Below are 25,689 nucleotides of genomic sequence, written 5' to 3'. Positions count from 1 at the left end.
GCTCACGACACGTGAGCGAGCGAGCCGTCAGGCACAGAAGTCGGAAGCACCTGCCGACGGAGGAGACCGCGTGAGCGTCGATCTGGACTTCGCGGCTCGCCACGCGGGCCGGGCCGCCCGTGAGCTGACCCGGCGCGACGTCGCCCGAGCGCTGCTGGCCGTCCAGTCGGGGCAGGCGCTGGTGTCGCTGCCCGACCTCAAACGTGAACTGATGGCGGCCGGCAACCCGCTGACGCCGGTGTTCTGGGAGTCGGCCAAGTCGACCCTGACCCGCATCGAGTCGGGGGTGGCCACGGTCGGCGACGTGCAGCGCTGGCTGGAGTCGACCGGCACCGAGCCGATCCTGCTGACCCGCAGCTACTTCGTCTGGCCCGACGAGAGCGAGCGCGGCCCGGTGGCCACCGAGATGTACGGCCGCCTCGTGGCCCACCTCGAAGACCTCGTCGCGGCGGGTGTGATCGATCCCGACGCGCTCGCCCAGGGAGACGTGACCTCGCGGCAGGCGTACGAGGAACTGCAGGAGCGCTGGCTGACCGCGGGACTGCCCGACGGGCGGGTGCCGGGCGTCTCGGTGAGCGAGGAGCAGGACGCCGAGCTCTACGCCGCCTGGGACGAGGAGGAGGCCTACGCCCTCCAGGAGCTCAGAAGGGCCCTCGACGACCTGCCCGAGCCGCCCTTCCCGGCGGCCGACCTCAAGGCGGCGGCCGAACGGCTGCGGCGCTCCCTGGTGGCGCCCGGATTCCCCGGCAACGTGCTGCGGGCCTGCGCCGGCCTCGACGAGCACCTGCTGCCCGACACCGACGAGGACCTCTGGCTCCAGGTGGCGGCGGGCATCGCCGCGCCCATCTCCGACCTGCCCGACGAGGAGGACGCCGCCCGGTTCTTCGACCTCGACGGCGAGCTCAGCCACGAGGACTCGGTGCTGGCGTCGCTGTGCGCGATCCACCACGCCGACTGGCTGGCCGCGATCGTCGCGCTGACCCGCTACGGCCCCGGGGTGCTGGCCTCGCCCGAGCGGATCGCCCGGTTCATCGCCGACTCGGAAGACCTGGTGAGCGAGCCCGACGACCCCGAGGAGCTGGAGGCGACCGAGATGCTGTTCACCTCGGTCACCCCGCTGTGGGCCCATCTCGGGATCGTCGACAAGGCCGAGGTGCTCACCCCGCTCGGCTGGTGGGGGCTGCCCAAGGCGCTGGAACGAGCCTGGTCAGGCGACTAGGTCGGCATATTCGGGGTGGCGGTCGATGTAGCCCTTGATGAACGGGCACATCGGCACCACCTCAAGGCCCCGCTCGCGGGCCGAGTCGAGCACCGCGCGGGCGAGCTTGGAGCCGAGGCCCTTGCCCTCGTGGGCCGGATCGATCTCGGTGTGCACGAACACGATCCGGCCGGGCCGCGGCAGCCGGTATTTGACGAAGCCCGCGACGGCGCCGTCGACGCTGATCTCGAAGCGCTCGGCCTCGGCGTTGTCGGCGACGTCAGTCACTTTTGGACCCCTCGTGGGGCACCTCGATCTTCGCGATCTGCCGGTTCATCGACTTGATCAGGAAGAACAGGGCCACACCGATGGCGGCGACGACGAGGAAGCCCAGCAGGCCGGGCCCGATGGCCGTCGGGTCGGTGGCGGGAGTGGCGATCGACATCACGGTATGCAGTCTACGAGCAGGGGGTGGCGCCGGTCCCGGCGGGGACCTGGATGCCGGCGAACAGGTCGTCCTCCGGCAGGGTCACGTCGACCAGTGAACGGGCCAGGTGGTAGTCCTCGGTCGGCCAGATCTCCTGCTGGATCTCGCGCGGGCAGGCGAACCAGAAACCGTCGGGGTCGACCTGGGTGGCGTGGGCCATCAGGGCGCGGTCGCGGGTCTCGAACCAGTCGCCGCAGGGGATCCGGGTGGTGGTCTCCCACTTCTGCGGGCGGTCCTCCCAGCGGGCGATCCAGTCGGCGTAGGGGGAGCCCAGGCCGCGGCTGTTCATCGCCTCGTGGAGCGCCTCGAAGCGCGCCTTGGTGAAGCCGCCGTGGAAGTACATCTTGAGCGGCTGCCAGGGCTCGCCGGTGCCCGGGTAGCGGTCGGGGTCGCCGGCCGCCTCGAAGGCCTCCACCGACACCCGGTTGGTCTTGATGTGGTCGGGGTGCGGGTAGCCGCCGTCGTCGTCGTAGGTGAGGATCACGTGGGGACGGAACTCGCGCACGGCCGCCACCAGGGGGGCCGAGGCGACCTCCAGGGGCTGCAGGGCGAAGCAGCCCTCGGGGAGGGGCTCGTTCTCGTCCTCCGGCAGGCCGGAGTCGACGAAACCGAGGAACCGCTGGTCGACGCCGAGGATCTCCCTCGCGCGCTCCATCTCCAGGCGGCGGACCTCGCCCATGTTCTCGAGGATGTCGGGGCGGTCCATCTTGGGGTTCAGGATCGAACCGCGTTCGCCGCCCGTGCAGGTCACGACGAGGACCTCGACGCCCTCGGCGGCGTAGCGGGCCATCGTCGCGGCACCCTTGCTCGACTCGTCGTCAGGGTGCGCGTGCACGGCCATCAGCCTCAGCGCGTTCGTCACGGTTCTCCTTAGTTGGGGCGGATTCCCGGTGTGGGCCACGGCCGACCCGCGGGTTGCATCCAATAGCGTTGACGAGAATTGTCTCGGACAACGCCGGGACCTCGCGAGGAGATTCCTTTCATGTCGGCACCAGCTCCGCGCCCCATCCTGGGCACCCCCGACGAGTTCCCGCCCAGACCCCCCATGGGGCGCGGCCGGTTCGTCGTGTACGTGGTCATGGCGCTCGTCGTCGCGGTCGTGGCCGGCGGCTGGGGTTACGTGATCCTGTCGGCGCGGGGTAACCCGGAGGTCCGGGCCGACGTCGTAACCTTCGACACCAGCCGCCCCGGCACCGCCGAGATCACCTTCATGGTCCACAAGCCCGACGATCGCGCGGCGACGTGCCGTCTCCGGGCCGTCGACGTCCACCACGTCGAGGTCGGGACCCGGGAGATCACCATCCCGCCGGGTGATGGTGACGTCACCCTCACCGAACAGGTGAGGATCAGCGCGCAAGCCACAAGCGTAGACGTACAGGGCTGCTCACTCGTATAGACTGGAATCTTTGGGGAAGCGTTCGAAGGCGTTAACTTGTTAGCCCTTCGACTCACCTAGGGAAGCAAGGAGAACCCGCGTGGCCGTCTCCCAGAACGAGAACGTCACCTGGCTGACGCAGGAGGCGTACGACCGCCTCAAAGAGGAGCACGACCGCCTTTCTGGTCCGGGTCGGATCGAGATCGCCAAGAAGATCGAGGCCGCCCGCGAGGAGGGCGATCTTAAGGAGAACGGCGGCTACCACGCCGCCAAGGACGAACAGGGCAAGATGGAGGCCCGGATCTTCCACCTCCGGCAGATCCTCGACACCGCGAGGGTGGGTGAGGCGCCGCGTACCGAAGGCGTGGTCGGTCCCGGTATGACCGTGACGATCCGGTTCGAGGGTGACGACGAAGAGGTCACCTTCCTGCTCGCCTCCCGTGAGGAAAGTGGTTCGCCGATCGACGTCTACTCGCCGAAGTCGCCGCTGGGGGCTGCGATCAACGGCAAGAAGATCGGTGAGAAGGCCAGCTACTCGATGCCCAACGGCCGCTCGATCACCGTCGAGGTGCTGGAGGCCGTTCCCTACATCGGCAGCTAGGTCGTCCTGAGGACATTCGAATCCGCCGGAGCACCGCGCTCCGGCGGATTTTGACTTCTCGGACCTCATTGGGCACTCTCGTGGAACGGGACAGCCCGCTGAGATCATTCGGAGGGAGTGGTGGCGTGCCCGGTCCGCGGATCGGAGACCTCCTCAGGGAGGCCCGCCAGGATCTCGCCTTCCGGCCCCGCTTCCGCCGCCCCCAGCTCGCCAGGAGGGCGGTCCCGGTCATCGGGGTCGCGCTCGCGGTGGTGCTGATCACCGACTTACTCGTGCTCGCCGGGCTCGACGAGGTGCGCGAACGCGACGCCCTCGACGTGCGCCGCCCCCCGGTCGCCGCCGGTGACTACGTCGCGGCCAGCGGCCAGCTCCCCACCAACGCCGTCGCCCCCCTGGGCCGGCTCTCCCGCCCCCATCTCTTCGTCGTCGCCCGCGAGGCGCTCACGCCCGAGCAGGTCGACAGCGTCCGCGGCCAGAAGGGCGTGAAGACGGTCGAGGTCGCCGACGCCGCCGACGTGAACCTGGGCGGCTGGCGGGTGCCGACGATGGGCGTCGACCCCTCGACGTTCCGCAAGTTCACCCCGAAGAAGACCGCCGCCTCCGACGAGCTGTGGACCAACGTCGCCGCCGGTGACGTCGTGGTCTCCTACGAACTCGGCAAGGAGGGCGGGCTCAAGCTGGGCGACGACGTCCGCAGCCCCGGGGCCGAGCTGCGGGTGGGCGCCTACGCGACGGTCGGGCTGGGGTCGATCCACGCGGTGGTCTCCCGCGAGACCGCGACCCGGCTCGGGCTGCCCCACGGCAACGCCATGGTGGTCAGCGCGCCCAGCGTCGACTCGGCCAAGCTGCGCAAGGCGCTGCTGAAGGTGCTGCCGGGCAGCCAGATCGCCACGATCAACCCGGTCGTGATCGCGCCGCCGCGCCAGCGCATCGCCCAGCCGCGCCAGGTCGTGCAGTGGCCGGCCACGGCGCTGATGTCCAACCCGCAGATCGAGACCGCGCTCAGGGCGGCCTCCTCGAAGCTCGGCAGTCCCTACGTGTGGGGGGCCGAAGGCCCCGACACCTTCGACTGCTCCGGCCTGGTGCAGTGGGCCTACGGCCAGGCGGGCATCAAGATGCCCCGGGTGACCAACCAGCAGTGGGCGACCGGGCCGCAGGTGCCGCTCTCCCAGGCCCAGCCGGGCGACCTGCTCTTCTGGCGCAACGACCCGACCAACCCGGGCTACATCTCCCACGTGGCCATCTACTGGGGCAACGGGCAGATGCTCCACTCGCCGCGCACCGGCGACGTCGTGAAGATCGTGCCCGTCAACACCCGCAACCTCGCCGGGGTGGTGAGGGTCAGCCCTCAGGTCGCGGCGCGGGTTCGATAGGCAGCCCGGCTTCGAGGAGGGCGAAGGCGTCGTCGATCATCCCGGCGAAGTCGACGTCGTCGTCGGCGGTCGCCCAGGTCTGCAGCACCGGGATGATCGTGCCCATCACCGCGCCGATGAGGACCCGGACCTGGAACGAGTCCGGGTCGACGCCGGCGCGCCGGCCGATGCCCTCGGCGAGCACGTCCATCGTGTCGAAGATGTTCTGGAGCACGCGGGTGCGGATGGCCGGAATGCCGAGCTGGAGCTGGGAGCGGGCCCGGATGTCGCGGATCTCCTGGTCGGGGATGGCCCGCATGGCCTCGCCGAAGGCGTTGCGCAGCGCCCTGAGCGGCGGCAGGCCGGCCGGCTGGGCGGTCAGCCGCTCCAGGATCATCGGGTCGTAGTCGTCCTGGACGACGATGTCTTCCTTGGTGGGGAAGTAGCGGAACAGCGTGCTCGGGGACACCTCGGCGGCCTCGGCGATCTGCTCGATCGTGGTGGCGTCGTAGCCCTGCTCGGCGAACAACCGCAGGGCCTGCTCCTGGATCGTCCGCCGGGTCTTCTGCTTCTTGCGCTCACGGAGTCCCGGCGAGTTCATGGTTCGATTCTCCCGCCGGTTCCGGCGCGGCGGAACGCATGAAGGCGACGATCAGCAGCGCGGCGAGGGCCATCAGGCCGCCGCAGGTCCACAGCACGGCGTCCATCGCGTCGCCGAAGGCCGCCCGCCCGGCCTGCGCCCATCCGGGGACCCGGACCGCCGCCGCCACCGAGTCGCGCACCGGGGCGGGGGCGCCGGCGGGGAGCGCGTGGGCGTACACGGAGGAGAGAAGGCTGCCGAGCCCGGCCACGCCGAACGCGCCGCCGGTCTGGCGCAGGGCCTGCAGGACGCCGCTGCCCATGCCGGTGCGCTCCGGCGGGAGGAGGGCGAGCAGGCCGTCCATGGCCGGGACCATCGTCAGGCCCACGCCCGCGCCGGTGACGGTGAGCCAGATCGCCGTGTACGTGTAGTCGCCCGGCAGCACCGCCCCCGCCATCAGCCCGGCGGCCAGCACGACCAGCCCGGCACCCATGATGACCCGCAGGCTGAGGCGCTTGATCAGGCGTTCGCCGACGAGACCGCCTGCCATGAGCCCGCCGATCATGGGCACGATGCGCAGGCCGGTGGCCATGGCGTCGAAGCCCTGCACCGCCTGGAGATAGAGCGGCGCGACGAACAGGACGCCCATCATGCCGAGCGAGACCACGGTCGCGCCGAGAGCGCCCCACACGAAGGTGCGGTCGCGGAACAGCCCCAGGTCCATCATCGGGGCGGCGGAGCGGGCCTCCACCCGTACGAACAGGAAGAGCAGCACGAGCCCGGCGGCGATCGAGCCGAGCACCAGGGCCGAGCCCCAGCCCCGCACCGGGGCCTCGATGACGCCGAAGACGAGTGCGGCGAGCCCGGCGACCGACAGGAGCGTGCCGGGCACGTCGGTGCCGCGCTTCTCGGCGGCGCGGGACTCCGGCACCAGGAAGGCCACCGCGACCAGCGCGACCGCCACGGCGGGCAGGTTGATCAGGAAGATCGAGCCCCACCAGAAGTGGTCGAGCAGGTAGCCGCCGACGATCGGGCCGAGCGGCAGGCCCACGGCCATGCCGCCGGTCCAGACGGCGATGGCCCTGGCCCGCTCGGCGGGCGGGAAGATCGTCGGCAGGATCGACGTGGACAGCGGCATGATCAGCGCCGCCCCGGCGCCCATGAGCGCCCGCCCGGCGATCAGCCAGCTGGTCGAGCCGGCCAGCATCGCGATCAGCGAGGCGACGCCGAACGCCACCAGGCCCGCGATCAGGAGCCTCTTGCGCCCGAAGCGGTCGCCGAAGACCCCGGCGGGCAGCAGCAGGGCGGCGAACACGACGAGATAGGCGTCGACGATCCACTGGAGCTCACCGGTGGTGGCGCCGAGATCGACGGCGAGGGTGGGCAGCGCGACGTTGAGCACGGTCGCGTCGAGCCCGATCACGAGGACGGAGAGGACCAGGGCTGACAAAGCCCACCATCTGGAAGTTGCCATGAATTGATAGTAACTCTCAAAAAGTAGTTACTGTCAAAATATCTCCGCCCGATTCTCTGGCAACGATGTAATGTTGATTACATGAGTGCAGAATCTGAGTGGTTCGCCCACCGTCTCCCCGAGAACTGGTTCACCGAGCGCCCCGAGGTCGTCGTCGACCGCGAGGAGATCACCGTCGTCGGCGCGCTTCCCCCGCTGACCGTCACCGAGGGCCTGCCCGACGCCGAGCGGGCCGCCGCCGAAGAGGGCTACGTCGAGCGGTTCCGTGAGGAGACCCGCGAGCGCCGCATCGAGATCGCCCGCCAGGCGGAGCACAGGTTTCGGCGCAAGGTCGCCTGGGGCGTGAAGATCGGTGAGCAGACCGTGATGTTCACCACACTTTCCGTCCCCGTCATGACCCGGCTCCGGCAGGGTGAGCGCCAGGTGCTCGACACGCTCGTCGCCGCGGGGGTCGCGCGCAGCCGCTCCGACGCCCTCGCCTGGTGCGTCCGGCTGGTCGGCCGCCACACCGACACCTGGCTCGCTGACCTGCGCGATGCCCTCCAGGCCGTCGACCGCGTGCGCGCCGCGGGCCCCGGCGGAGTGGACTGAACCAATTCCCCGAATGGTCTGGACCATTCGCAATGGCCTATACCAATGTTTAGTCGTAGAACAACTGGTAAGGGGTGGTCAGCACAATTGGAAATCATCCGTCAGGGGTACGCTCCATCCATCATCTACTTCGCTGACCTGCGGTTATGGCGGCGAATATCCGGTGGTCCACACCAATTGGATTTACCGGGTAATCGTCGCGGATGATGAATTGGCCCTGACGTACATTAAGGAGCCGCCCTCGTGTCCGTGTCACTGCAGCTTTCGCATCCGACCACTCACGCCGAACTGGCCGCCTGGGTCAGCGAGATCGCGGAACTCACCGAGCCCGACCGGATCGAGTGGTGCGACGGGTCCGAGGCCGAATGGACCCGGCTCACCAACATGCTCGTGAAGCAGGGCACGCTGACCCGCCTCAGGGCCCGCCCGAACAGCTTCCACGCCGCCTCCGACCCGTCGGACGTCGCCCGCGTGGAGGACCGGACGTTCATCTGCTCCGAGCGGGAGAAGGACGCCGGGCCCACCAACAACTGGATCGAGCCCGGCGAGATGCGGCGGACCTTCGGGCGGCTGTTCAAGGGCTCGATGCGCGGCCGGACGATGTACGTCGTCCCGTTCTGCATGGGCCCCCTGGGCGGCCCGATCTCCCAGCTGGGCGTGGAGATCACCGACTCGGCCTACGTGGCCGTCTCGATGAAGGTGATGACCCGCATGGGCGAGGAGGCCCTGCGGCTCATCGAGGAGCGCGGCGACTACGTGAAGTGCGTCCACTCCGTCGGCGCCCCGCTGGCCCCCGGCCAGGAGGACGTCGCCTGGCCGTGCAGCGACACCAAGTACATCAGCCACTTCCCGGAGACCCGGGAGATCTGGTCGTACGGCTCCGGCTACGGCGGCAACGCCCTCCTCGGCAAGAAGTGCTACGCCCTGCGGATCGCCAGCACGATGGCCCGCGACGAGGGCTGGCTGGCCGAGCACATGCTGATCCTCAAGCTCACCCCGCCCAGCGGCGAGACCCGCTACATCGCGGCGGCCTTCCCGTCGGCGTGCGGCAAGACCAACCTGGCCATGCTCAAGCCGAGCATCCCGGGCTGGAAGGTCGAGACGATCGGCGACGACATCGCCTGGATGCGCTTCGGCGACGACGGCCGCCTCTACGCGATCAACCCGGAGGCGGGCTTCTTCGGCGTCGCGCCCGGCACCGGCGAGACCACCAACGCCAACGCGATCACGACGCTGTGGGGCAACAGCATCTTCACCAACGTCGCGCTGACCGACGACGGCGACGTCTGGTGGGAGGGCCTGACCGACGAGCCCCCGGCCCACCTGACCGACTGGCGCGGCCATTCCTGGACGCCCGGCTCGGGGGAGCTCGCCGCCCACCCGAACGCCCGGTTCACCACGCCGGCCCACCAGTGCCCGACGATCGCCCCCGAGTGGCAGGACCCGAACGGCGTGCCGATCTCGGCGATCCTGTTCGGCGGCCGCCGGGCCACGGCGGTGCCGCTGGTCACCGAGGCCCGCAGCTGGCGGCACGGCGTCTTCATGGGCGCCAACGTCGCCTCGGAGAAGACCGCCGCCGCCGAGGGCAAGGTCGGCGAGCTGCGCCGCGACCCGTTCGCGATGCTGCCGTTCTGCGGCTACAACATGGGCGACTACTTCGCCCACTGGCTCGACGTCGGCGAGACCGAGGGCGCGAAGCTGCCGCGGATCTACTACGTCAACTGGTTCCGCAAGGACGGCGAGGGCCGGTTCGTCTGGCCCGGCTTCGGCGAGAACATCCGGGTGCTCAAGTGGATCGTCGAACGCCTCAACGGCCAGGCCGAGGCGGTCGACACCCCGATCGGACGGCTCCCCGTCAAGATCGACACCGAGGGCCTGGACATCGCCGAAGACGACATGGACCTGCTGCTCACCGTCGACCGCGAGGTCTGGCGCGAGGAGGCCGCCCTGATCCCGGCCCACTTCGAGACCTTCGGCGACCACCTGCCCGAAGGCCTCTGGGAGGAATACCGCTCCCTGGTCGCCCGATTGGGGTGACCCCACCAGCAGGAGTCCCGCCGACGGCGTCGGGATTCCCCCACCCGAGACGGCTCGCGCCGGGTCCAGCCGGATCCACGGCGCGAGCCGTCTCGTCGTTTTTGTGGTCTCCTGCTGAAGACGGAGGAAATGGCCGTTATTACGGCCGATGCGCGAACCCGGCGCCCCATGGGATCGTCTAATCAGTCGTAACTCTCCCCTGGGGTCATGGAGGCGGCATGGACTCCCTCGTCCTGTTCATCCCGGCGATCGTCGCCGTGGTGCTGGTCTTCCGTCAGGCTCGCCGGGTCAAGCAGGAGCAGCGCCGGGTGAAGTCCGGCGGCGGCTACGCTCCGCCCGGCCTCGATCCCTACTCGCTGGCCTTCCTCGCGGGCGGCCCCCGGCGGGTGGTCAACACCGCGGTCGCCGTGCTCGTCTCCCAGGGCCGCGTGCGGATCTCCCGCGACGGCTCGGTGACGGCCGTCCGCGGCATCGCCGGGGCCCCCGCCGAGCGGGTCGAGCAGGAGGTGCTCGACCTCGCGACCGGGGTCAACGGCCGGCCGCTGGCCGACATCCGGCGGACCGTCTGCGTGGGCCCGGCCGTCACCGGCATCGACTACGGGCTGCGGGGCCACGGGCTCGTGGTGGCCGACTCGGCGCTCACCTCGGCCCGGCGGGCCAACACCAAGCTGCGCTGGCTGTGCGGGCTCGCGGGGCTGTTCGTGCCGGTCAGCATCGTGTCGCTGGCGTTCGGCTGGTTCGAGTCGGTGCTCTGGAGCGTGCTCACGCTGATCGTCTCGGTGCTCACCTGGATCATCGGGATGGCGGTGGCGTCCGGGAACGCCAAGGAGAACCTCAGCGTGCTGACCCCGGCCGGGCACGCCGCGCTGCGGGCGGCCAAGGCGCGCTACCCGCGCACCCGCGAGCTCGCCTACGCCCACAACAGCGGCAACGACAGCACGATCGCCCTCTACGGCCTGGCCATCTACACCGGCCCCGGCCACGCCGAGATCCAGCACGGCGGTGGCGGCTGCGGCGCCGGCGCCTGCGGCGGCGCGGTGGGCGCCGACTCCGGGTGGGGCTCCGGTTCCGACTTCGGCGGCGGCGACTTCGGCGGCGGCGGGAGCGACTCGGGCGGCGGCGGCGACTCCGGCGGCGGGTCGAGCTGCGGCGGAGGGTGCGGTGGTGGCTGCGGTGGCAGCTGACCGGCTGGGCGTGGGGATCGGCTGGCGGTCGGAGATCGACCTGACCGTCGAGCACCTGCCCGGGGTCGAGTTCACCGAGGTCATCGCCGAGACGATCGTCCCGGCGCGGGTGCCCGAGTCGCTGCGGCTGATGCGCGGGCGGGGGATCCCGGTGATCCCCCACGGCGTCGCGCTCGGCATCGGCGGCGCCGAACGGCCCGACCAGGCCCGGCTCGACCACCTGGCCGCCGTCGCCCAGGCCCTCGGGTCTCCGCTGGTGAGCGAACATCTCGCGTACGTTCGGTCGGGAGACCTCGAAGCCGGGCACCTGCTGCCGGTGCCGCGCACCCGCGACGCGCTGAGCGTGATCGTGGAGAACGTCCGCATCGCCCTCGACTGCCTGCCGGTGCCGCTGGCCCTGGAGAACGTCGCGGCCCTGTTCGGCTGGCCCGGCGACGAGCTCACCGAGGCGCAGTTCCTCGGCGAACTGGTCGAACGGACCGGGGTGAAGCTCCTGATCGACGTGGCCAACCTCTACACCAACCAGGTCAACCTGGGCCTCGACGCGGTCAAGGCCCTCGACGCGCTGCCCCTGGAACACGTCGCCTACGTCCACGTCGCGGGAGGCCACGGTCACGGCGACGTGTGGCACGACACCCACACGGCCTCGCCGCCGCAGGAGGTCCTCGACCTCCTGGCCGAACTCTCCGCCCGCCACCGGCCCCCGGGCGCGCTCCTGGAGTGGGACGCCGACTACCCCAGCGACGCGGTCCTCTCCGAGGAACTCGACCGGATCAGAGCGGCCCTGAACCGTGGCTGACCCTCGGGCTCAGCTGGCCGATCAGCAGCGGGCGCTGCTCGCGGCTCTGGTGGCGGGGGCCGCGCCGCCTCACGGGTTCGACGCGGAGCGGCTGCGGATCCAGGCGAGCAGTCTGATCGCCAAGAGGCGGGGGCTGGTCGCAGCCCTTCGGCCCGACGTCGTCCGGGCGCTCGGGCAGGCGTTCGGGCGGGAGTTCCACGCTTATGCTTCCGGCCGTCCGAAACCCCAGGGCGGATCGCGGGCCGACGCGGCGGCGTTCGCCGAGTGGCTGGGGGAGCGGGGGCTGCTGGCCGCCGCCGAGCCGGAGCGCCAACAAAAGCGGCACTGGTGGCGAATTACCCCAAAGAAGGATCAATACCGGTAGGGCCGGTTTGCCGGGGTGTGCCCGGGATACCCTCTGTGGCGTGGGTGGACTACGGTGCGTTGACGGTTCGTACCTGACGGTTGATCCCGTGGCATGCCGCGACAGCGCCGGGGTGCCCTACGAGGTCACGTTGGAGCTGTTCCGCGACGGCGTGCCCTACGGCTCGGTCGGGGAGCGGTGCGGCTGGTATCTGGCCCGGCTGGCCCGGTCGGTCGCCGAGGCGCGCGATTCCCAGGGGGCCTGGGACGACCCCGACGACCGGTTCCCCGGCGACGACGAGGAGGAACTGTTCGGGTTCCGCTACCGCAGCCGCACCGACGTCGTGGGCGGCGGGGAGCTCCGCTGCCAGCTCAGGCTCATCCCGGTCTGGGTGCCCGGCCGGGGCGTCACCGGCCGGTGGCGGCTGACCCGGCGGGCCCACGTCGAGGCCTGGGGCGCTTCGGGGGCCGGATTGCGGGCGACGCTCACTTCCGGAGAACTCCTGATATTCCTGAGCACATTGGTGACTGAGTCAGAAGTCCGGCTAGGAACCCAATATGGGATGGAACGTAACAGCTCCCTCATTTCGGGAGCGGGGACCTCATCGCGCCCCCGATAATTGCTTGACCATGTCTGTCATGTGACAGCGGGCTCAGGCGAACACCGGGGGAGTCATGGACCTGCGCGATCTTGTTTACAAGGTGTACGAACGCAGGCTCGAACGGAAGCTCACCTCGATCCAGGCCCCCCGCCACGTCGGTGTGATCGTCGACGGCAACCGCCGCTGGGCCCGCTCCAACGGCCACGAGGACGTCCGCCACGGCCACCAGAAGGGCGCCGACAAGATCTCCGAGCTCCTCGTCTGGTGCAAGGAGGCCGGCGTCGAGTACGTCACCCTCTGGCTGCTCTCCACCGACAACCTCTCCCGTGACAAGAAGGAGCTCGAACCGCTCCTCCAGGTGATCGAGAACCTGGTCACCGACCTGGTCGACCAGGGCTGGCACGTCAAGCCGATGGGGTCGCTCGACCTGCTGCCCGATCACACGGCCCATGTCCTGAAAAATGCCAAAGAAGCGACATCTCACCGACCTGGGCTGATTGTGAACGTGGCCGTTGGGTATGGAGGAAGACGTGAGATCGCTGATGCGGTGCGCTCCCTCCTCCAGGAGCACGCGAGCAAGGGCGCGAGCATCGAAGACCTCGTGGAGGTCCTCGATGTGGAGCACATCGCCGAGCATCTCTACACGCGTGGCCTGCCCGACCCGGATCTCGTCATCCGGACCTCGGGAGAGCAGCGACTCTCCGGATTCCTGCTCTGGCAGAGCGCCCACTCGGAGTTCTACTTCTGCGAGGCCTACTGGCCTGATTTCCGCAGGGTGGACTTCTTGCGGGCACTTCGCGCCTACGCCGCGCGTAACCGTCGGTACGGATTCTGAAACGGCATGTGAACACCCCCTTTCGGCAAGGATTGGAGCGTTGGCGCAGGGGGATTCAGGACGTACCGTAAGGAGTGAGCATCCACGCTCACCTCGGGAGAGGGCCCGTTCTTGCGTCTTGATGACTTCGCAGGAGGGGCCGGTTCCCGGCTCCGCCTTCGAGGCGTCCGGGCCCGGTCCGTTCACCACCAGTCAAGGCAGGGCGCCGACCCCAGGCGCCCGGGGGAGAACGCGTGGCATTGTCCAACCCGTCCATGTCCGGTCACACGCCTGGCACCTCCCGGCGCACGTACATCCTGGACACCTCTGTCCTGCTCGCAGACCCGGCCGCACTCAGCCGGTTCGACGAACATGAAGTGGTGCTCCCCGTTGTCGTGATCACAGAGCTGGAAGGTAAGCGGCACCATCCCGAACTGGGATACTTCGCCCGCAAAGCCTTGCGTTTCCTGGACGATCTGCGTGTCCAGCACGGTCGCCTCGACGAGCCGATCCCGATGGGCGAGGGAACCATCAGGGTCGAGCTCAACCACAGCGATCCATCCGGCCTGCCGGCCGGGTTCAGGCTGGGCGACAACGACACGCGCATCCTGACCGTCGCGCAGAATCTGGCCTCCGAGGGCCTCGACGTCGTGCTGGTCTCCAAAGACCTGCCGATGCGGATCAAGGCCGCCTCGATCGGCCTGACCGCCGAGGAATACCGCGCGGAGCTGGTCGCCGAATCCGACGAGACGTGGACCGGCATGGCCGAGCTCCAGGTCACCGCGGAAGACGTCGGCGAGCTCTTCGAACACGGCGGCACCGAGCTCGAAGAGGCCCGCGACCTGCCGACCCACACCGGTCTGCGGCTGCTGACCAGCAAGGGCTCCGCGCTCGGCCGGGTGCTCCCGGACAAGTCGGTGCGCCTGGTGCGCGGCGACCGCGAGGTCTTCGGCCTCCACGGCCGCAGCGCCGAGCAGCGCATCGCGCTCGACCTGCTGATGGACCCGGAGATCGGGATCGTCTCGCTGGGCGGCCGGGCCGGCACCGGCAAGTCGGCGCTGGCGCTCTGCGCGGGCCTCGAGGCCGTGCTCGAACGCCGCCAGCACCGCAAGGTCATCGTGTTCCGCCCGCTCTACGCGGTCGGCGGCCAGGAGCTCGGCTACCTGCCCGGCAGCGAGAACGAGAAGATGGGCCCGTGGGCCCAGGCCGTCTACGACACCCTGGGCGCGGTGACGACGCCCGAGGTGATCGAGGAGGTCCTCGACCGGGGCATGCTGGAAGTCCTGCCACTGACCCACATCCGCGGCCGGTCGCTCCACGACGCGTTCGTGATCGTCGACGAGGCGCAGTCGCTGGAACGCGGCGTGCTGCTGACGGTCCTGTCGCGCATCGGCGCCAACTCGCGGGTCGTGCTGACCCACGACGTCGCCCAGCGCGACAACCTGCGGGTCGGCCGGCACGACGGCGTGGTCGCGGTGGTCGAGAAGCTCAAGGGCCACCCGCTGTTCGCCCACGTCACCCTGACGCGTTCGGAACGCTCCCCGATCGCGGCCCTGGTGACCGAGATGCTGGAAGACATCACGCCCTAACGGGGCAGTTGCCGGCCCGGCGCCGCGAGACTCCAGAACTCGCGGCAGGTGTGCTCACCGTAGGACACCGGGCCGGTGACGTCCGTCCTGGTGATCGTGACGGCCCAGATGTCCTGCCGCTGCCGCATGGCGGTGCAGGTCATCTGGGCCTGCGCCTTTTTGGTGATCGGGCGTGCGCCGCTGACGAACAGCGACAGCCGGAAGCCGTCGGCGTTGTCGGGGTCGTTGCGGACCGCCCCGAACCGGGTGAGCTGGCTGGTCTGCCAGACCAGGCCGGTGAGCTCGCTGGTCAGGCCCGAGGTCGAGCGGGTGCCCGCCTCGAAGAGGGCGGCCATCACGTTGTCCATCGAGTGGGAGGCCACCGCGACGCTGCTGGGCTCCAGCTTGCCCGCGCGCAGCAGGTAGACGGTCGCGACGGCGGCCTTGGGGCTTATCACCGGCGGCGGGCCGCCGTCCTGGACGCCGGTCGAGGTGACCCCACAGCCGGTCAGGGCCGCCAGGAGCAGAACGCTGAGCCGTTTCCTCATGGGCGCGGTATCCACAACGTGAACTGGGTTCCGGGGTCGGCGAGTTTGACGGTGATCGTGCCGCGGTGGAGTTCGGCGTTGGCCTTGGCGATCGACAGGCCCAGGCCGCTGCCGCCCGAGCGGGCCCGGTTGGCGCCGGTCTTGAAGAAGCGCTCGAAGACGTGGGGCAGGTCCTCGCGGGGGATGCCGGGGCCGTGGTCGCGGACGCGGACCTCCAGGCCGCTGGGCAGGACCTTGGCGGTGACGGTGACGGGGCGTTCGCCGTGCTTCAGGGCGTTGCCGACGAGGTTGGCGACGATGACGTCGAAGCGGCGCGGGTCGACCCGGTAGGTCAGGCCGTCGGGGACCCGCAGGGTCACCTGGTCGGTCCAGCCGCGGATCTCCAGGCACTCGGTCAGCTCGTCGCCGACGTCGACGGTCTCGCGGCGGAGCACGGCCGCGCCGGAGTCGAAGCGGCTGACCTCGATCAGGTCGTCGACCAGGGAGCGCAGCCGCTCGATCTCGGCGACCACGAGGTGGACGGCCTGCCCGGCGTCCGGCGGCAGCCGTTCGGCCTCGTCGGAGAGCATGTCGGTGACCGCCGTCATGGTGGTCAGCGGGGTGCGCAGCTCGTGGGAGACGTCCGCGACGAAGCGCCGCGACATCGCCTCCAGCGACGACAGCTCCTGGACGGTCTGCTCCAGCGCCCGCGCCGTCTCGTTGAACGTGGCGGTGAGCTCGGCGAGTTCGTCGCGGCCGTGGACCGGCAGCCGGGTGTCGAGCCGGCCGGCTCCCAGCGCGCGGGCGGCCTCACCGAGGCGGCGTACCGGAAGAAGGACCTGGCGGGCCGACAGCAGCGCCACCGTGAGCGCGAGGACGAGCGTGAGCGAGCCCGCCTGGAGCAGCGCGGCGCGCAGGTTGACCAGCACCCGGTCGACGTCGGTCATGGAGACGAACACGAAGACCGTCATGCCGGTGGAGCGGACCGCGCCGCTGCCGGTCTGGCGTTTGACGTCGGTGCCGACCACGAGCGTCGGCTCCTGGTCGACCTCCATCGTCCGGTAGGCGATCCGGGTGCGGGCGGCGGCCCGGACGTCGTCGGGGATGTCGGCCAGGGTGACGTGCGCGCCTTCAGAGAACCGGGGCGGCTCCTGGCCGTATTCGACGATGACCTGGCGGTCGGGGCCGCTGAGGCTGGTGACGAGGTTGCGCAGGTCGTCGTCGGTGACCGAGGCGTCGTTGGGCCACAGCAGGTCGCTGGTGCCGATGGGCAGGGTCAGCCGGTTCATCGTGTCGCGGACGTCCTCCACCGCGCTCGACTCGGCCCGGCGCAGCAGCTCGCCCCGGACGATCTGGTAGCCGATCCCGGCGACCATGAACGAGGCGGTCACCGCCACGACCGTGAAGGTGACGACGAGCCGCTTGCGCAGGCTGCTCACGGAAGACTCACGGGCCGCTGAAGCGGTAACCGAACCCGCGCACCGTGTGGATGTAGACGGGGTCGCCGGGCGTCGGCTCGATCTTGGCGCGGATGCGCTGCACGCACGCGTCGACCAGGCGCGAGTCGGCCACATGGGTGTGGTCCCAGACCGAGCGCAGCAGGTAGCGGCGGTTGAGCACCTGGCCGGGGTGGCGGACGAGCTCCAGCAGCAGCCGCAGCTCGGTGGGGGTGAGGTGCACCTCGCGGCCCTCCAGCGTGACCTTCAGGGCGCCCCGGTCGATCATCAGCTCGCCGAAGGTGACCCGGTCGGTGGAGGCCGACTCCATGCGGCGCAGGATGGCCCTGATCCGGGCGTCGAGCACGCGGGGCTCGACCGGCTTGATCACGTAGTCGTCGGCGCCGGCCTCCAGGCCGACCACCACGTCGAGGTCGTCGCCGAGGGCGGTCAGCAGGATGATCGGGAGCGAGTCGAGCTTGCGGATCCTCCGGCACACCTCGACCCCGTCGATGCCGGGCAGCATCACATCGAGGATGACGATCTCCGGCCGCCGCGCCCGGATGTGCTCCAGGGCCTCCTCGCCGGTGCCGAAAGCGGTGATCGAGTGACCCTGGCGGGCGAGTGCGAGCTCGAGTCCCGTTCGGACCGAGGGGTCGTCTTCGACGAGGAGGATGCCAGCCATCCGGTCATTATGCGGCCTGCCCGGACCGGAAGAAGCTGGCATAAGGCGACGAAATCGGGTGTGACCAAAATCACATCAGTGAAGAAAGTCCATGTTAACCCCCTTTGTCTAAAGAAGTGGTCAAGCGGGTTTCGTGAATCGGTTGCGGACCACCCACCCCCACACGGCAAGCTCATAGGTCGTGAGTTCTGGTCAGCCTGTCAGGGAACGCCGCCCCGGGGCCCGTCGCGCCCGCGGTCCCGCGTCGCCGCCCCCGCCCACGCCGTCGTCCCCGCCGAGCTCGTCGGAGCCACCGCCGCCGCCCAAGCGGCCCAAGGGCCCGATGTTCACGCCCAAGCGCCTGATCATCACCGGTGTCACCGTGGCGCTGGTCGCCGGGTTCACCACCTTCCTCGTCCGCACCGCCGTCGAGAACGCGGCCCGGCCGCAGACCCCGATCGACGTGCTCGGGTTCAACCCGGACATCATCGGCAACGACCCCAGGATCGACGCGCTGAAGGCCGACGCCGCGGCGGCGATGCAGAAGAACGAGCTCGCCGGCGACCGCGAGGGCCGCGAGCCCTTCGGCCCCAACGACAGCGTCAAGATCCCGAAGGAGGCGCCCGGCGGCGGCGGCTTCCTGCCGGCCGACTTCCCGCCCGGCTCCAGCCCCGACCCCGGCTCCAACAAGGCTCTCGGCAAGCAGATGAACGCCGCCATGGGCTGGGAGGGCGAGTGGGGCTGCCTGGAGAAGCTCTGGGACAAGGAGAGCCACTGGAACGAGCGGGCCATGAACCGCTCGTCCGGCGCCTACGGCATTCCCCAGTCGCTGCCCGGCAGCAAGATGGCCTCCGCGGGTTCCGACTGGCAGACCAACCCGGCCACCCAGATCAAGTGGGGTCTTGGCTACATCAAGGGCCGTTACGGCTCACCTTGTGGCGCCTGGGGCCACAGCCAGCGGGTGGGTTGGTACTAGGTAAGGAATGGTCAGCCTTCGGCAAGGCTGAACCGCGCTCGGGCGCATCCCCCGCACGCTGAGGGGATGCGCCAAGGGCTGAAAGTCTCCGTCGCGGTCCCTGTCGGAAATGCCGGGCCCGCCACCGACTCGTTCGACGCGTGCGTGCGCTCACTGCTGGAGCTCCCGCCGGACGAATACGAGGTCATCTTCGCCGACGACGGCTCGACCGACGGCACCCGCAAGCGCCTCGACGCCCTCGCGGCGACCCGGTCCAACGTGCGGGTGCTGCATCTCGAACGGACCGGCAACCCGGCCCACGGCCGCAACGCCGCGCTGTCGGTGGCGCTGGGCGAGTTCGTCTTCCTGATGAACGCCCACGACCGGCTCGAACCGGGCTCGCTCCAGCGGCTGTTCGAGCGGGCCAAGGAGACCGAGGCCGACGTGCTGGTCGGGCGGCTGGCCGGGGACGGGCCGCCGGCCGCCGCGTTCACCCGCGACCGCGACCGGGCCGACCTGCTCCGCGACCGGCTGCTCACCGCCGTGACCGCGCACAAGCTGTTCCGGCGCGAGTTCATCGAGACCCACCAGCTCCGGTTCGCCGACCGGGCGCTGTCGGAGCAGGCGTTCGTGCTGCGGGCCTACCTGTCGGCCAAGGTGATCGCGGTGGCGGCCGGGCACGTGGTCTGCCACCTCGCCCACGGTGCGCCCGGCGCCGAGCCCGAGCCGGGGGACTGGGACCTCGTCGCGGGACTGAGCGCGATCATGGACATCGTCGAGGCGCAGACCGAGCCGGGCGTCCAGCGCGACCGCATCGCCGCCCACTTCTTCCGCAGCGTCGCGCTGCGCCGCCTCGGCCCGCCGTTCCTCGGGCTCACGCCCGAGCGTCAGGAGCTTCTGTACGGCCACCTCAAGGCCATCACCGCCACCCGGTTCCCCGGGTCGCTCGACACCCATCTGCCGGTCCACCTGAGGGCCAGGGCCGCGCTGCTGCGCACCGGGGACGCGAAGGGGATCGCCGACCTGGCCAGGGCGGCGCAGGGGACCAGGCTCGGGGCCGAGCTCGGCGACCTGCGCTGGGCGGGCCACGTGCTGTCGCTCACGCTGACCGCCGAGCTGCTGGCCCCCGACGGGTCGCCGATGGTGTTCGCGGCCGAGGGCGACCGGGTCTGGTGGGTGCCGCCGTCGCGGGTCGACCGGCTCGACCCCGCGCTGCGCGAGGTCACCGAGGCGGCCGGCGAGGTGCGGATGGAGGTGTACGTCCGCCACTCCGAGACCGGGGAGATGCACTTCCTGCCGGTCACCGGCGACGTCGAACGGCTGCCGGTCGAGGGGGGCGTGCGGCTGCGCGCCTCCGGGGAGGCCCGCTTCGACGTCGGCACCGCCGCCTTCGGGCGGCCCCTCGACCCGGGGGTGTGGGAGGTGCACGTGCGGATGCGCGGGGTGAACCCGGCCCGCACCCGCGTCGTCCGCCCCGACCACGGGGTCACCTCGGCCGGGATGATGGCCGAGTACCCCCGGCGGCTCGTGGTGCCGTGCTGGTCGGACAAGGGCGAGCTGAGCGTGTGCGTCGAGCCGCGCTCGTTCGCCGAGTCGATCGCGCTGGTCTCGCAGGCGGCCACGGTGTCGGCGCACGAGGGCGCGGTGTTCGTGTCGGTGCCGGTGCCCTACGTGCCGCCGAACGGCGGGCCGGCGGCCGAGCTGGTGCTGCGGCGGGTCGGCGGCCGGACCGTGGTCGCGCCCGCGCTGATCGAGCCGGGCGAGCCGGGCAGGTTCGCCGGGCAGCTCATCGCCAAACTGCCCGGCGGGCGCGGCGGGCTGACCCGCGGTCTGTGGCGGCCCAAGCTGCGGATGGACGGCAGCCTCGTCGACCTCCGCTTCGCCGTCGAGACCCAGCGCGGGAAGGCGGTCGTGCGGACCCTGGAGACCCCGCGCCCGCCCACCCGCTGGAAGCGGCTGGTCGCCTCGGTGAAGCGGCGCTACGGGATGATCTGAGCCAGGTGCTTGCGGAGGGCCGCGCGGAACTCCTCGGGCTTCTCGATGTGCGGGCTGTGGCCGGTGTCGTCGACGACGACCTCGGTGTAGTCGCCGTACGCGTCCAGGAACGCCCGCGTCTGGGCGACCATCGGCTGCGCCGGGGTGCCCGGGGAGCCGGGGATCGCGCCGAGCGCGCCGAGGTGGGCCAGGTCGAACAGCGAGGCGTCCGAGACGATCACGTCGTGGGAGCCCCGGATCCACAGGATCGGCGGCTTGGGGTCGACGCCGCTCAGGTCGATGCGGAAGTGCGCGGGCGACAGGGTGTTGAGCACGCCCCGGGTGCCGGGCGCGACGCCGGGCCAGTTCTCCGAAGGGACCCCGTCGCCGGGGTAGTGGTCGTCGCCGATGCGCGTGGTCAGCATCGAGGCGACCCAGCGCTCCTCGCCGGGGACGGGGTTCTTCACGTACGTCGTGCGGAACACCCGCAGCGGCGTCACCGGGCCGTCGCCGGTGTCGCGGTTGGCCAGGGCCGACACGAAGTCGGGGTTGGCCCCGCCCGCGCCGCTGCCCGCGTGGTCGGCGTGGGTGACCGTGCCGGCGACGTCGTGGGTGCCGCCGAAGCCGTAGGGGGACACCGGGTTGACCAGCGTCACGCTGGCGACGACCGAGGGGCGGTCCATGAGCGCCTGGAGGACCACGCCGCCGCCCAGGCTCCAGCCGACCAGGTGCACCCGGTCGATCTCCAGCGCGTCGAGCAGCGCCAGCACGTCGTCGCTGTAGTCACGCACCCCGCGGGTGGCGTCGACCGGCTCGGGGTCGGTGTCGCCGAAGCCGCGCAGGTCCACCGCGAGCGGGCGGCAGGTGTCGGCCAGGGCTTCGAGGGTGTCCTCCCAGAAGGCTCCGGAGGACACGTTGCCGTGCACGAACAGCACCGCTTCGCCCTCGGCGCCGGGCACCGACCGGACGTTCTGCGTCAGCCTCGCGGTGCCGATTCGTTCCATGTTCATGCTCACAACCTAGAAGTGACGCCCGTCACTGGCCATGGGCGTACGGCACATATCACCGGCCCGGCGGATGGCGGAAGGCGCTACCGAGCCGTAGCGCGAGCTGGATCTCCAGCGCCCGCTCCGGGTCCTGCCAGCCGTCGCCCAGCAGCCGCCCGATCCGGTCGAGCCGCTGGGTGACCGTGTTGACGTGGATGTGCAGCGCCTCGGCCGTCCGGGTGAGCTGCCCGCCGCACGCGAAGTAGCCGACCAGGGTCTGGACGAGCTGGGTGCCCTTCTTCTCGTCGTAGTCGCGCACCGGCCCGATGACGCCCTCGACGAACCCCGCCACGTCGCGCCCCTCGCCGATGACCAGCCCGACGAAGCCCAGTTCGGCCGCGCCCGCGCCGTCGCCCGCCCGGCCGAGCGCCAGCAGCGCCGACGCGCACCGGCGGGCCTCCTCGTAGGCGGCGGCCACGTCGGACTCCGCCCGCGCGGCCCCGGCGGTGGCCGGGCGGCCCAGACTGGCCGACAGCTCCGCCGCCACCCGCTTGGCCGTCACGCCGGGCTTGTCGCCCGGCAGCAGCAGCACGACCTCGTCGCCGCGCGCGGTCGCCAGGCCGCCCGCCAGCGCCGCTTCCGACGACGCCCAGAACGCGGCCCGCTCCCGCTGCCCGTGATGGGAGGCGGCCACCAGCACGTGGGGTTCGGCCAGGTCCAGGCCCAGCCGCCGGGCCCGTTCGGGCAGCCCGGCCAGGTCCGGCCGGGCGATCAGGTCGTCGAGCAGTTCCCCGCGCACCCGCCCCTCGGCGTCGGCCACGCTGCGCCGGAACAGCAGCAGCAGGGCGGTCACCAGCGCGGCCCGCTCCAGGATGCGCCGGTCGGTGTCGGCCACCGGCCCGGCCGTGCGCAGCACCAGCGTGCACAGCGGGGCGCTCTCCGAGCCGCCCACATCGACCGACGCGATCAGGTTCCGGCCCCGCTCCACCGACCGGCCGAGCGCCCGGGAGGCGCGCGCGGCATCCGGGACGCTCGGGTCGACGTCGCCCGGGTCGCCCACCAGTGGTTCGCCGGAGCCGTCGAGCACGGTCAGCCGCCCGCCGATGACCTCGGTGACGACCGCCGCGACGTCCTCCACGCCGCCGCCGCGCAGCACCAGGCCGGTCATCCGATCGTGCGCGTCGGCGGCCCGTTCGATCGCGGTCGAGTGGTTGCGGATCAGCCGGTTGGCCTCGCTCAGCTCGGTCAGCGCGGCCCGGGTCTCCTCCAGCCGCCGCGCGGTGTCGATGGCGACCGAGGCGTGCGCGGCCAGCGACGACAGCAGCGCGATCTCCTCGCGCGCGAACGGCCTGACCCCCCGGTCGGCCGCGAACAGCACGCCGATGACCTGGTTGCCCAGCCGCAGCGGCACGCCCAGTATCGCGACCAGCCCCTCTTCGGTGACCGCGTCGTCGATGCCGCTCGCGCGGCGGAACCGCTCGTCGGCGAAGTAGTCGGAGGTCGCGTAGCCCTCACCCGTCTGGGCCACCAGGCCGCCCAGGCCGGTGCCGGGAGGAAGGCGTACGGCACGGAAACGGGAAGTGATCACGCCGTCGGTGACCCGCATGTAGGTGTCGCCGCGCTCGGCGTCGTTCAGCGTCAGGTAGGCCACGTCGGTGCCGAGCAGCCCGCGCGCCCGGTGGACGATCGCGGCCAGCACGGCGTCGAGGTCACGCAGGCCGGCCAGGTCCTTGGCGGTGTCGAACAGCGCCGACAGCTCGGCCTCGCGGCGGGCCCGGCGACGCATCACGGCCCTGATCCGCAGCGCGGCGACCTTCTCGCGCTCCAGCGCCTCCAGCGTGGCCGCGTCGGCCCCGGCCGCCCGCGCCTGGAGCACCGGCCCCTCGAACTCCACGGCCGAGGCCTCCCTGGCCAGCAGTTCCAGGAAGACGTTCATCAGCGCGCGCTCCAGCCTCCGTCGAGTGGAATGGACACCCCCGTGATGAACGATCCCGCGGGGCCGCACAGATAGGCGACCATCTCGGCAACCTCTTCGGGTTCGACCAGCCGCTTGATGGCGGCCGGTTGCAACATGATGCGCTCGACGACGTCCTCGGGCGAGATCCGGTGCGCCTCCGCCTGGGCGGCGATCTGGTCCTCCACGAGCGGGGTGCGGACATAGGCCGGGCAGACACAGGTCGAGGTGATCCCGTAGGGGGCGCCTTCGAGCGCGACCACCTTCGACAGGCCTTCGAGGGCGTGCTTGGCCGTCACGTAGGCCACCTTGAACGGCGAGGCCCGCAGCCCGTGCACCGAGGAGATGTTCACCACCCGGCCGAACTTGTTCCCCTTCATGTACGGCATCGCCGCGCGGATAAGCCGGAAGGGCGCCTCTACCTGCACCGACAGGAGACGGGAGAAGACCTCCGGGGGAAACTCCTCGATGGGCGCGACGTGCTGGAACCCGGCGTTGTTCACGATGATGTCGGCGTGCTCCGCATGATCGCCCAGCGGCCCCTCGAAGGCGGCGGGATCGGCCAGGTCGGCCGTGACCGCGACGCCCCCGACCATGGCCGCGGTCTCGGCCGCCTCGTGGTCCCGCAGGTCGACGACGACCACCCGGGCCCCCGCCGCCGCCAGCCTGATCGCGCAGGCCCGGCCGATGCCGCTGCCCGCGCCCGTCACCAGAGCCGTCCGCCCGGCGAGGTCTTCAGTCATGGGGCCCGAATCTACGCGTCGGGGTCGTTGTCGCCCATGTGGGGCTCCGACATAGCAGGCTTTTCCGGTATGTGTCCGGTCATGGGCAGCACGTCGAGGAGCTCGTTGAGCTGCTCCTCGCTGAGACCGCTTCTTTCCAGGGCGACGTCACGGATGGTCCTCCGCTCCTTCAGCGCCTGCTTGGCGATGCGAGCCGCCTCCTCGTAGCCGACGTACCGGTTCAAAGGGGTGACGATGGAGGGCGACGACTCGGCGTACTCCCGGAGTCTCTCGGTGTTGGCCGTGATCCCGTCGACGCAGCGGTCGGCGAGCAGCCGGGAGACGTTCCCCAGCAGGCTGATCGACTCCAGCAGGTTCCGCGCGATCACCGGCATCTGGACGTTCAGCTCGAACGACCCCGACGCCCCCGCCATCGTGATCGTCGCGTCGTTGCCGACGACCTGGGCGGCGACCATCGTCACGGCCTCCGGGACGACCGGGTTGACCTTCCCCGGCATGATCGAGGAGCCCGGCTGGAGGTCGGGCAGGTTGATCTCGCCCAGCCCGGTCCGCGGCCCCGACCCCATCCACCGCAGGTCGTTGGCGATCTTGTTGAGCGAGACCGCGATCGTCTTCAGCACGCCCGACAGCTCGACGAGGGCGTCCCGCGCGCCCTGGGCCTCGAAGTGGTTCCTGGCCTCGGTGAACGGCAGCCCGGTGGCGCGCGAGATCTCCGCGATCACCTTGCCGGCCCACTCGCGGTCGGGGGTGTTGATGCCGGTGCCGACGGCCGTCCCGCCGAGGGGCAGCTCGGCGACCCGGGGGATCGCCGCCTGGAGCCGCTCGATGCCGAGTTCGACCGCCGCGGCGTAGCCGCCGAACTCCTGGCCGAGGGTGACCGGGGTGGCGTCCATGAGATGGGTCCGGCCCGCCTTCACGACCTCGGCGAACTCGGTCGACTTGGTCTCCAGGGCGGTGCTGAGATGCTCCAGGGCCGGGGTGAGCCTCTTGGAGATCTCGATCACGGCGGCGACGTGGATCGACGAGGGGAACACGTCGTTGGACGACTGGGCGGCGTTCACGTGGTCGTTCGGATGCACCGGACGCCCCAGCCGCTCCTCCGCCAGGGTCGCGATCACCTCGTTGGCGTTCATGTTCGACGACGTGCCGGAACCGGTCTGGAAGACGTCCACGGGGAAGTGCTCGTCCCATCGGTTGGCGGCCACCTCACCCGCCGCCTCGGCGATCACCGCCGCCATGTCGGCCTCCAGCAGGCCGTAGGAGGCGTTCACCACGGCGGCGGCGGCCTTGACGGTGCCCAGCGCGGAGATGTGCGCCGGCTCCAGCCCCCGGCCGGATACCGGGAAGTTCTCCACCGCGCGCTGCGTCTGCGCCCGCCACTTCGCCAGATCGGGGACCTCGACCTCGCCCATGGAGTCATGCTCGATGCGCGTCATACCCCCCAGT

At 70.9% G+C, this 25,689-nt stretch carries 26 protein-coding genes; 14 read left to right on the top strand and 12 right to left on the bottom strand.

Translation table 11 applies throughout. From position 1 onward, the window contains the following. Positions 1 to 70 precede the first annotated feature (70 nt). Complete coding sequence (locus AW270_RS25905) at positions 71 to 1,219, top strand: hypothetical protein (RefSeq protein ID WP_061298495.1); 1,149 nt, start codon at positions 71 to 73, stop codon at positions 1,217 to 1,219. Here the strand turns inward: AW270_RS25905 and AW270_RS25900 are convergent. Genes AW270_RS25900 through mca form a run of 3 tightly spaced genes read right to left on the bottom strand, consistent with a single transcriptional unit; the run spans position 1,208 to position 2,547 of the window. Further along, positions 1,208 to 1,486, bottom strand: coding sequence for a GNAT family N-acetyltransferase (locus AW270_RS25900; protein WP_061298493.1), 279 nt, complete (start codon positions 1,484 to 1,486; stop codon positions 1,208 to 1,210). The genes AW270_RS25905 and AW270_RS25900 overlap by 12 nt on opposite strands. Then, positions 1,479 to 1,646, bottom strand: a complete 168-nt coding sequence (locus tag AW270_RS39710) for a hypothetical protein (RefSeq protein WP_218009350.1) — start codon at positions 1,644 to 1,646, stop codon at positions 1,479 to 1,481. Before AW270_RS39710 ends, AW270_RS25900 begins: the two co-directional genes overlap by 8 nt. A 10-nt stretch (positions 1,647 to 1,656) precedes the next feature. After that, positions 1,657 to 2,547, bottom strand: coding sequence for a mycothiol conjugate amidase Mca (gene mca / locus AW270_RS25895; protein WP_061298491.1), 891 nt, complete (start codon positions 2,545 to 2,547; stop codon positions 1,657 to 1,659). Positions 2,548 to 2,667: 120 nt separating this feature from the next. Between mca and AW270_RS25890 the strand changes: the two genes are divergently transcribed. From AW270_RS25890 to AW270_RS25880, 3 genes are all read left to right on the top strand, one after another. After that, on the top strand, positions 2,668 to 3,081 hold the full coding sequence (locus AW270_RS25890; RefSeq protein WP_061298489.1) for a DUF4307 domain-containing protein: 414 nt from the start codon (positions 2,668 to 2,670) through the stop codon (positions 3,079 to 3,081). A gap of 79 nt (positions 3,082 to 3,160) precedes the next feature. After that, positions 3,161 to 3,661: a transcription elongation factor GreA gene (gene greA, locus AW270_RS25885; RefSeq protein ID WP_061298487.1), complete on the top strand. Its 501-nt coding sequence runs from the start codon at positions 3,161 to 3,163 to the stop codon at positions 3,659 to 3,661. A gap of 125 nt (positions 3,662 to 3,786) precedes the next feature. Beyond that, complete coding sequence (locus AW270_RS25880) at positions 3,787 to 5,034, top strand: C40 family peptidase (RefSeq protein ID WP_245674852.1); 1,248 nt, start codon at positions 3,787 to 3,789, stop codon at positions 5,032 to 5,034. Here the strand turns inward: AW270_RS25880 and AW270_RS25875 are convergent. Next, complete coding sequence (locus AW270_RS25875; protein ID WP_061298483.1) at positions 5,003 to 5,614, bottom strand: TetR/AcrR family transcriptional regulator; 612 nt, start codon at positions 5,612 to 5,614, stop codon at positions 5,003 to 5,005. The two genes, AW270_RS25880 and AW270_RS25875, sit on opposite strands and share 32 nt — an antisense overlap. Beyond that, positions 5,592 to 7,067 carry an MFS transporter gene (locus tag AW270_RS25870; protein ID WP_061298481.1) on the bottom strand — a complete coding sequence of 492 codons (1,476 nt, stop codon included), beginning with the start codon at positions 7,065 to 7,067 and terminating at the stop codon, positions 5,592 to 5,594. Before AW270_RS25870 ends, AW270_RS25875 begins: the two co-directional genes overlap by 23 nt. Before the next feature lie 81 nt (positions 7,068 to 7,148). Here AW270_RS25870 and abmR point away from each other — a divergent pair, with 81 nt between their 5' ends. The 8 genes from abmR (at position 7,149) to phoH2 (ending at position 15,025) form a co-directional block, all read left to right on the top strand. Further along, positions 7,149 to 7,658, top strand: coding sequence for an ATP-binding transcription factor AbmR (gene abmR, locus AW270_RS25865; RefSeq protein ID WP_061298479.1), 510 nt, complete (start codon positions 7,149 to 7,151; stop codon positions 7,656 to 7,658). A 249-nt stretch (positions 7,659 to 7,907) separates the two neighbouring features. Continuing rightward, positions 7,908 to 9,695: a phosphoenolpyruvate carboxykinase (GTP) gene (locus tag AW270_RS25860; protein ID WP_061298758.1), complete on the top strand. Its 1,788-nt coding sequence runs from the start codon at positions 7,908 to 7,910 to the stop codon at positions 9,693 to 9,695. A gap of 218 nt (positions 9,696 to 9,913) precedes the next feature. Beyond that, a complete protein-coding gene (locus AW270_RS41430; RefSeq protein ID WP_061298477.1) occupies positions 9,914 to 10,879 on the top strand; it encodes a TIGR04222 domain-containing membrane protein in 966 nt (321 codons plus the stop codon). Further along, positions 10,869 to 11,678, top strand: coding sequence for an MbnB/TglH/ChrH family RiPP precursor modification enzyme (locus AW270_RS40685; RefSeq protein WP_061298757.1), 810 nt, complete (start codon positions 10,869 to 10,871; stop codon positions 11,676 to 11,678). The genes AW270_RS41430 and AW270_RS40685 overlap by 11 nt, the downstream gene beginning before the upstream one ends. After that, positions 11,671 to 12,042, top strand: coding sequence for an SCO6045 C-terminal-like domain-containing protein (locus tag AW270_RS40680; protein ID WP_061298475.1), 372 nt, complete (start codon positions 11,671 to 11,673; stop codon positions 12,040 to 12,042). The genes AW270_RS40685 and AW270_RS40680 overlap by 8 nt, the downstream gene beginning before the upstream one ends. Positions 12,043 to 12,130: 88 nt before the next feature. Next, the gene (locus tag AW270_RS25840) at positions 12,131 to 12,640 is read left to right on the top strand and encodes a hypothetical protein (RefSeq protein ID WP_245674851.1); all 510 of its coding nucleotides are present in this window, start codon (positions 12,131 to 12,133) and stop codon (positions 12,638 to 12,640) included. 55 nt (positions 12,641 to 12,695) lie between these two features. Continuing rightward, entirely contained in the window at positions 12,696 to 13,457 is a 762-nt protein-coding gene (locus tag AW270_RS25835) for an isoprenyl transferase (protein ID WP_061298474.1), read from the top strand. 254 nt (positions 13,458 to 13,711) lie between these two features. Continuing rightward, positions 13,712 to 15,025 carry an RNA 5'-3' helicase PhoH2 gene (gene phoH2 / locus AW270_RS25830; protein ID WP_061298472.1) on the top strand — a complete coding sequence of 438 codons (1,314 nt, stop codon included), beginning with the start codon at positions 13,712 to 13,714 and terminating at the stop codon, positions 15,023 to 15,025. Here the strand turns inward: phoH2 and AW270_RS25825 are convergent. The 3 genes from AW270_RS25825 to AW270_RS25815 are packed head-to-tail and all read right to left on the bottom strand — an operon-like array spanning position 15,022 to position 17,652. After that, entirely contained in the window at positions 15,022 to 15,552 is a 531-nt protein-coding gene (locus AW270_RS25825; RefSeq protein ID WP_061298470.1) for a hypothetical protein, read from the bottom strand. The two genes, phoH2 and AW270_RS25825, sit on opposite strands and share 4 nt — an antisense overlap. After that, positions 15,549 to 16,970, bottom strand: a complete 1,422-nt coding sequence (locus tag AW270_RS25820) for an ATP-binding protein (protein ID WP_061298468.1) — start codon at positions 16,968 to 16,970, stop codon at positions 15,549 to 15,551. Before AW270_RS25820 ends, AW270_RS25825 begins: the two co-directional genes overlap by 4 nt. Positions 16,971 to 16,977: 7 nt before the next feature. After that, positions 16,978 to 17,652: a response regulator gene (locus tag AW270_RS25815; protein WP_061298466.1), complete on the bottom strand. Its 675-nt coding sequence runs from the start codon at positions 17,650 to 17,652 to the stop codon at positions 16,978 to 16,980. 322 nt (positions 17,653 to 17,974) lie between these two features. Here AW270_RS25815 and AW270_RS25810 point away from each other — a divergent pair, with 322 nt between their 5' ends. Continuing rightward, positions 17,975 to 18,607 (top strand): aggregation-promoting factor C-terminal-like domain-containing protein, encoded by a 633-nt coding sequence (locus AW270_RS25810; RefSeq protein WP_245674850.1) that lies wholly within the window; start codon positions 17,975 to 17,977, stop codon positions 18,605 to 18,607. A 66-nt stretch (positions 18,608 to 18,673) separates the two neighbouring features. Then, on the top strand, positions 18,674 to 20,581 hold the full coding sequence (locus AW270_RS25805) for a glycosyltransferase family 2 protein (protein ID WP_082801841.1): 1,908 nt from the start codon (positions 18,674 to 18,676) through the stop codon (positions 20,579 to 20,581). Here the strand turns inward: AW270_RS25805 and AW270_RS25800 are convergent. Genes AW270_RS25800 through AW270_RS25785 form a run of 4 tightly spaced genes read right to left on the bottom strand, consistent with a single transcriptional unit; the run spans position 20,566 to position 25,679 of the window. Continuing rightward, on the bottom strand, positions 20,566 to 21,570 hold the full coding sequence (locus tag AW270_RS25800; RefSeq protein ID WP_061298462.1) for an alpha/beta fold hydrolase: 1,005 nt from the start codon (positions 21,568 to 21,570) through the stop codon (positions 20,566 to 20,568). The genes AW270_RS25805 and AW270_RS25800 overlap by 16 nt on opposite strands. A gap of 52 nt (positions 21,571 to 21,622) precedes the next feature. Continuing rightward, complete coding sequence (locus tag AW270_RS25795; protein WP_061298459.1) at positions 21,623 to 23,482, bottom strand: helix-turn-helix domain-containing protein; 1,860 nt, start codon at positions 23,480 to 23,482, stop codon at positions 21,623 to 21,625. Further along, positions 23,482 to 24,243: a 3-hydroxybutyrate dehydrogenase gene (locus tag AW270_RS25790; protein WP_061298457.1), complete on the bottom strand. Its 762-nt coding sequence runs from the start codon at positions 24,241 to 24,243 to the stop codon at positions 23,482 to 23,484. Before AW270_RS25790 ends, AW270_RS25795 begins: the two co-directional genes overlap by 1 nt. An 11-nt stretch (positions 24,244 to 24,254) precedes the next feature. After that, positions 24,255 to 25,679, bottom strand: a complete 1,425-nt coding sequence (locus tag AW270_RS25785) for a class II fumarate hydratase (protein WP_061298455.1) — start codon at positions 25,677 to 25,679, stop codon at positions 24,255 to 24,257. Positions 25,680 to 25,689: the final 10 nt, after the last annotated feature.

Source organism: Herbidospora cretacea (assembly GCF_001570605.1).
Taxonomy (GTDB): domain Bacteria; phylum Actinomycetota; class Actinomycetes; order Streptosporangiales; family Streptosporangiaceae; genus Herbidospora; species Herbidospora cretacea.
Note: the sequence above shows the minus strand (reverse complement) of the source record. Positions and strands in the feature narration are given on the sequence as shown.

Excerpts from the sequence above, each read along its gene's own strand:
- AW270_RS25890 (WP_061298489.1), top strand. The coding sequence starts at position 2,668 with ATGTCGGCACCAGCTCCGCGCCCCATCCTGGGCACCCCCGACGAGTTC.
- AW270_RS25875 (WP_061298483.1), bottom strand. The coding sequence starts at position 5,614 with ATGAACTCGCCGGGACTCCGTGAGCGCAAGAAGCAGAAGACCCGGCGG.
- AW270_RS25870 (WP_061298481.1), bottom strand. The coding sequence starts at position 7,067 with ATGGCAACTTCCAGATGGTGGGCTTTGTCAGCCCTGGTCCTCTCCGTC.
- abmR (WP_061298479.1), top strand. The coding sequence starts at position 7,149 with ATGAGTGCAGAATCTGAGTGGTTCGCCCACCGTCTCCCCGAGAACTGG.
- AW270_RS41430 (WP_061298477.1), top strand. The coding sequence starts at position 9,914 with ATGGACTCCCTCGTCCTGTTCATCCCGGCGATCGTCGCCGTGGTGCTG.
- AW270_RS25835 (WP_061298474.1), top strand. The coding sequence starts at position 12,696 with ATGGACCTGCGCGATCTTGTTTACAAGGTGTACGAACGCAGGCTCGAA.
- phoH2 (WP_061298472.1), top strand. The coding sequence starts at position 13,712 with ATGTCCGGTCACACGCCTGGCACCTCCCGGCGCACGTACATCCTGGAC.
- AW270_RS25825 (WP_061298470.1), bottom strand. The coding sequence starts at position 15,552 with ATGAGGAAACGGCTCAGCGTTCTGCTCCTGGCGGCCCTGACCGGCTGT.
- AW270_RS25815 (WP_061298466.1), bottom strand. The coding sequence starts at position 17,652 with ATGGCTGGCATCCTCCTCGTCGAAGACGACCCCTCGGTCCGAACGGGA.
- AW270_RS25810 (WP_245674850.1), top strand. The coding sequence starts at position 17,975 with ATGTTCACGCCCAAGCGCCTGATCATCACCGGTGTCACCGTGGCGCTG.
- AW270_RS25805 (WP_082801841.1), top strand. The coding sequence starts at position 18,674 with ATGCGCCAAGGGCTGAAAGTCTCCGTCGCGGTCCCTGTCGGAAATGCC.
- AW270_RS25800 (WP_061298462.1), bottom strand. The coding sequence starts at position 21,570 with ATGAACATGGAACGAATCGGCACCGCGAGGCTGACGCAGAACGTCCGG.
- AW270_RS25795 (WP_061298459.1), bottom strand. The coding sequence starts at position 23,482 with ATGAACGTCTTCCTGGAACTGCTGGCCAGGGAGGCCTCGGCCGTGGAG.
- AW270_RS25790 (WP_061298457.1), bottom strand. The coding sequence starts at position 24,243 with ATGACTGAAGACCTCGCCGGGCGGACGGCTCTGGTGACGGGCGCGGGC.
- AW270_RS25785 (WP_061298455.1), bottom strand. The coding sequence starts at position 25,679 with ATGACGCGCATCGAGCATGACTCCATGGGCGAGGTCGAGGTCCCCGAT.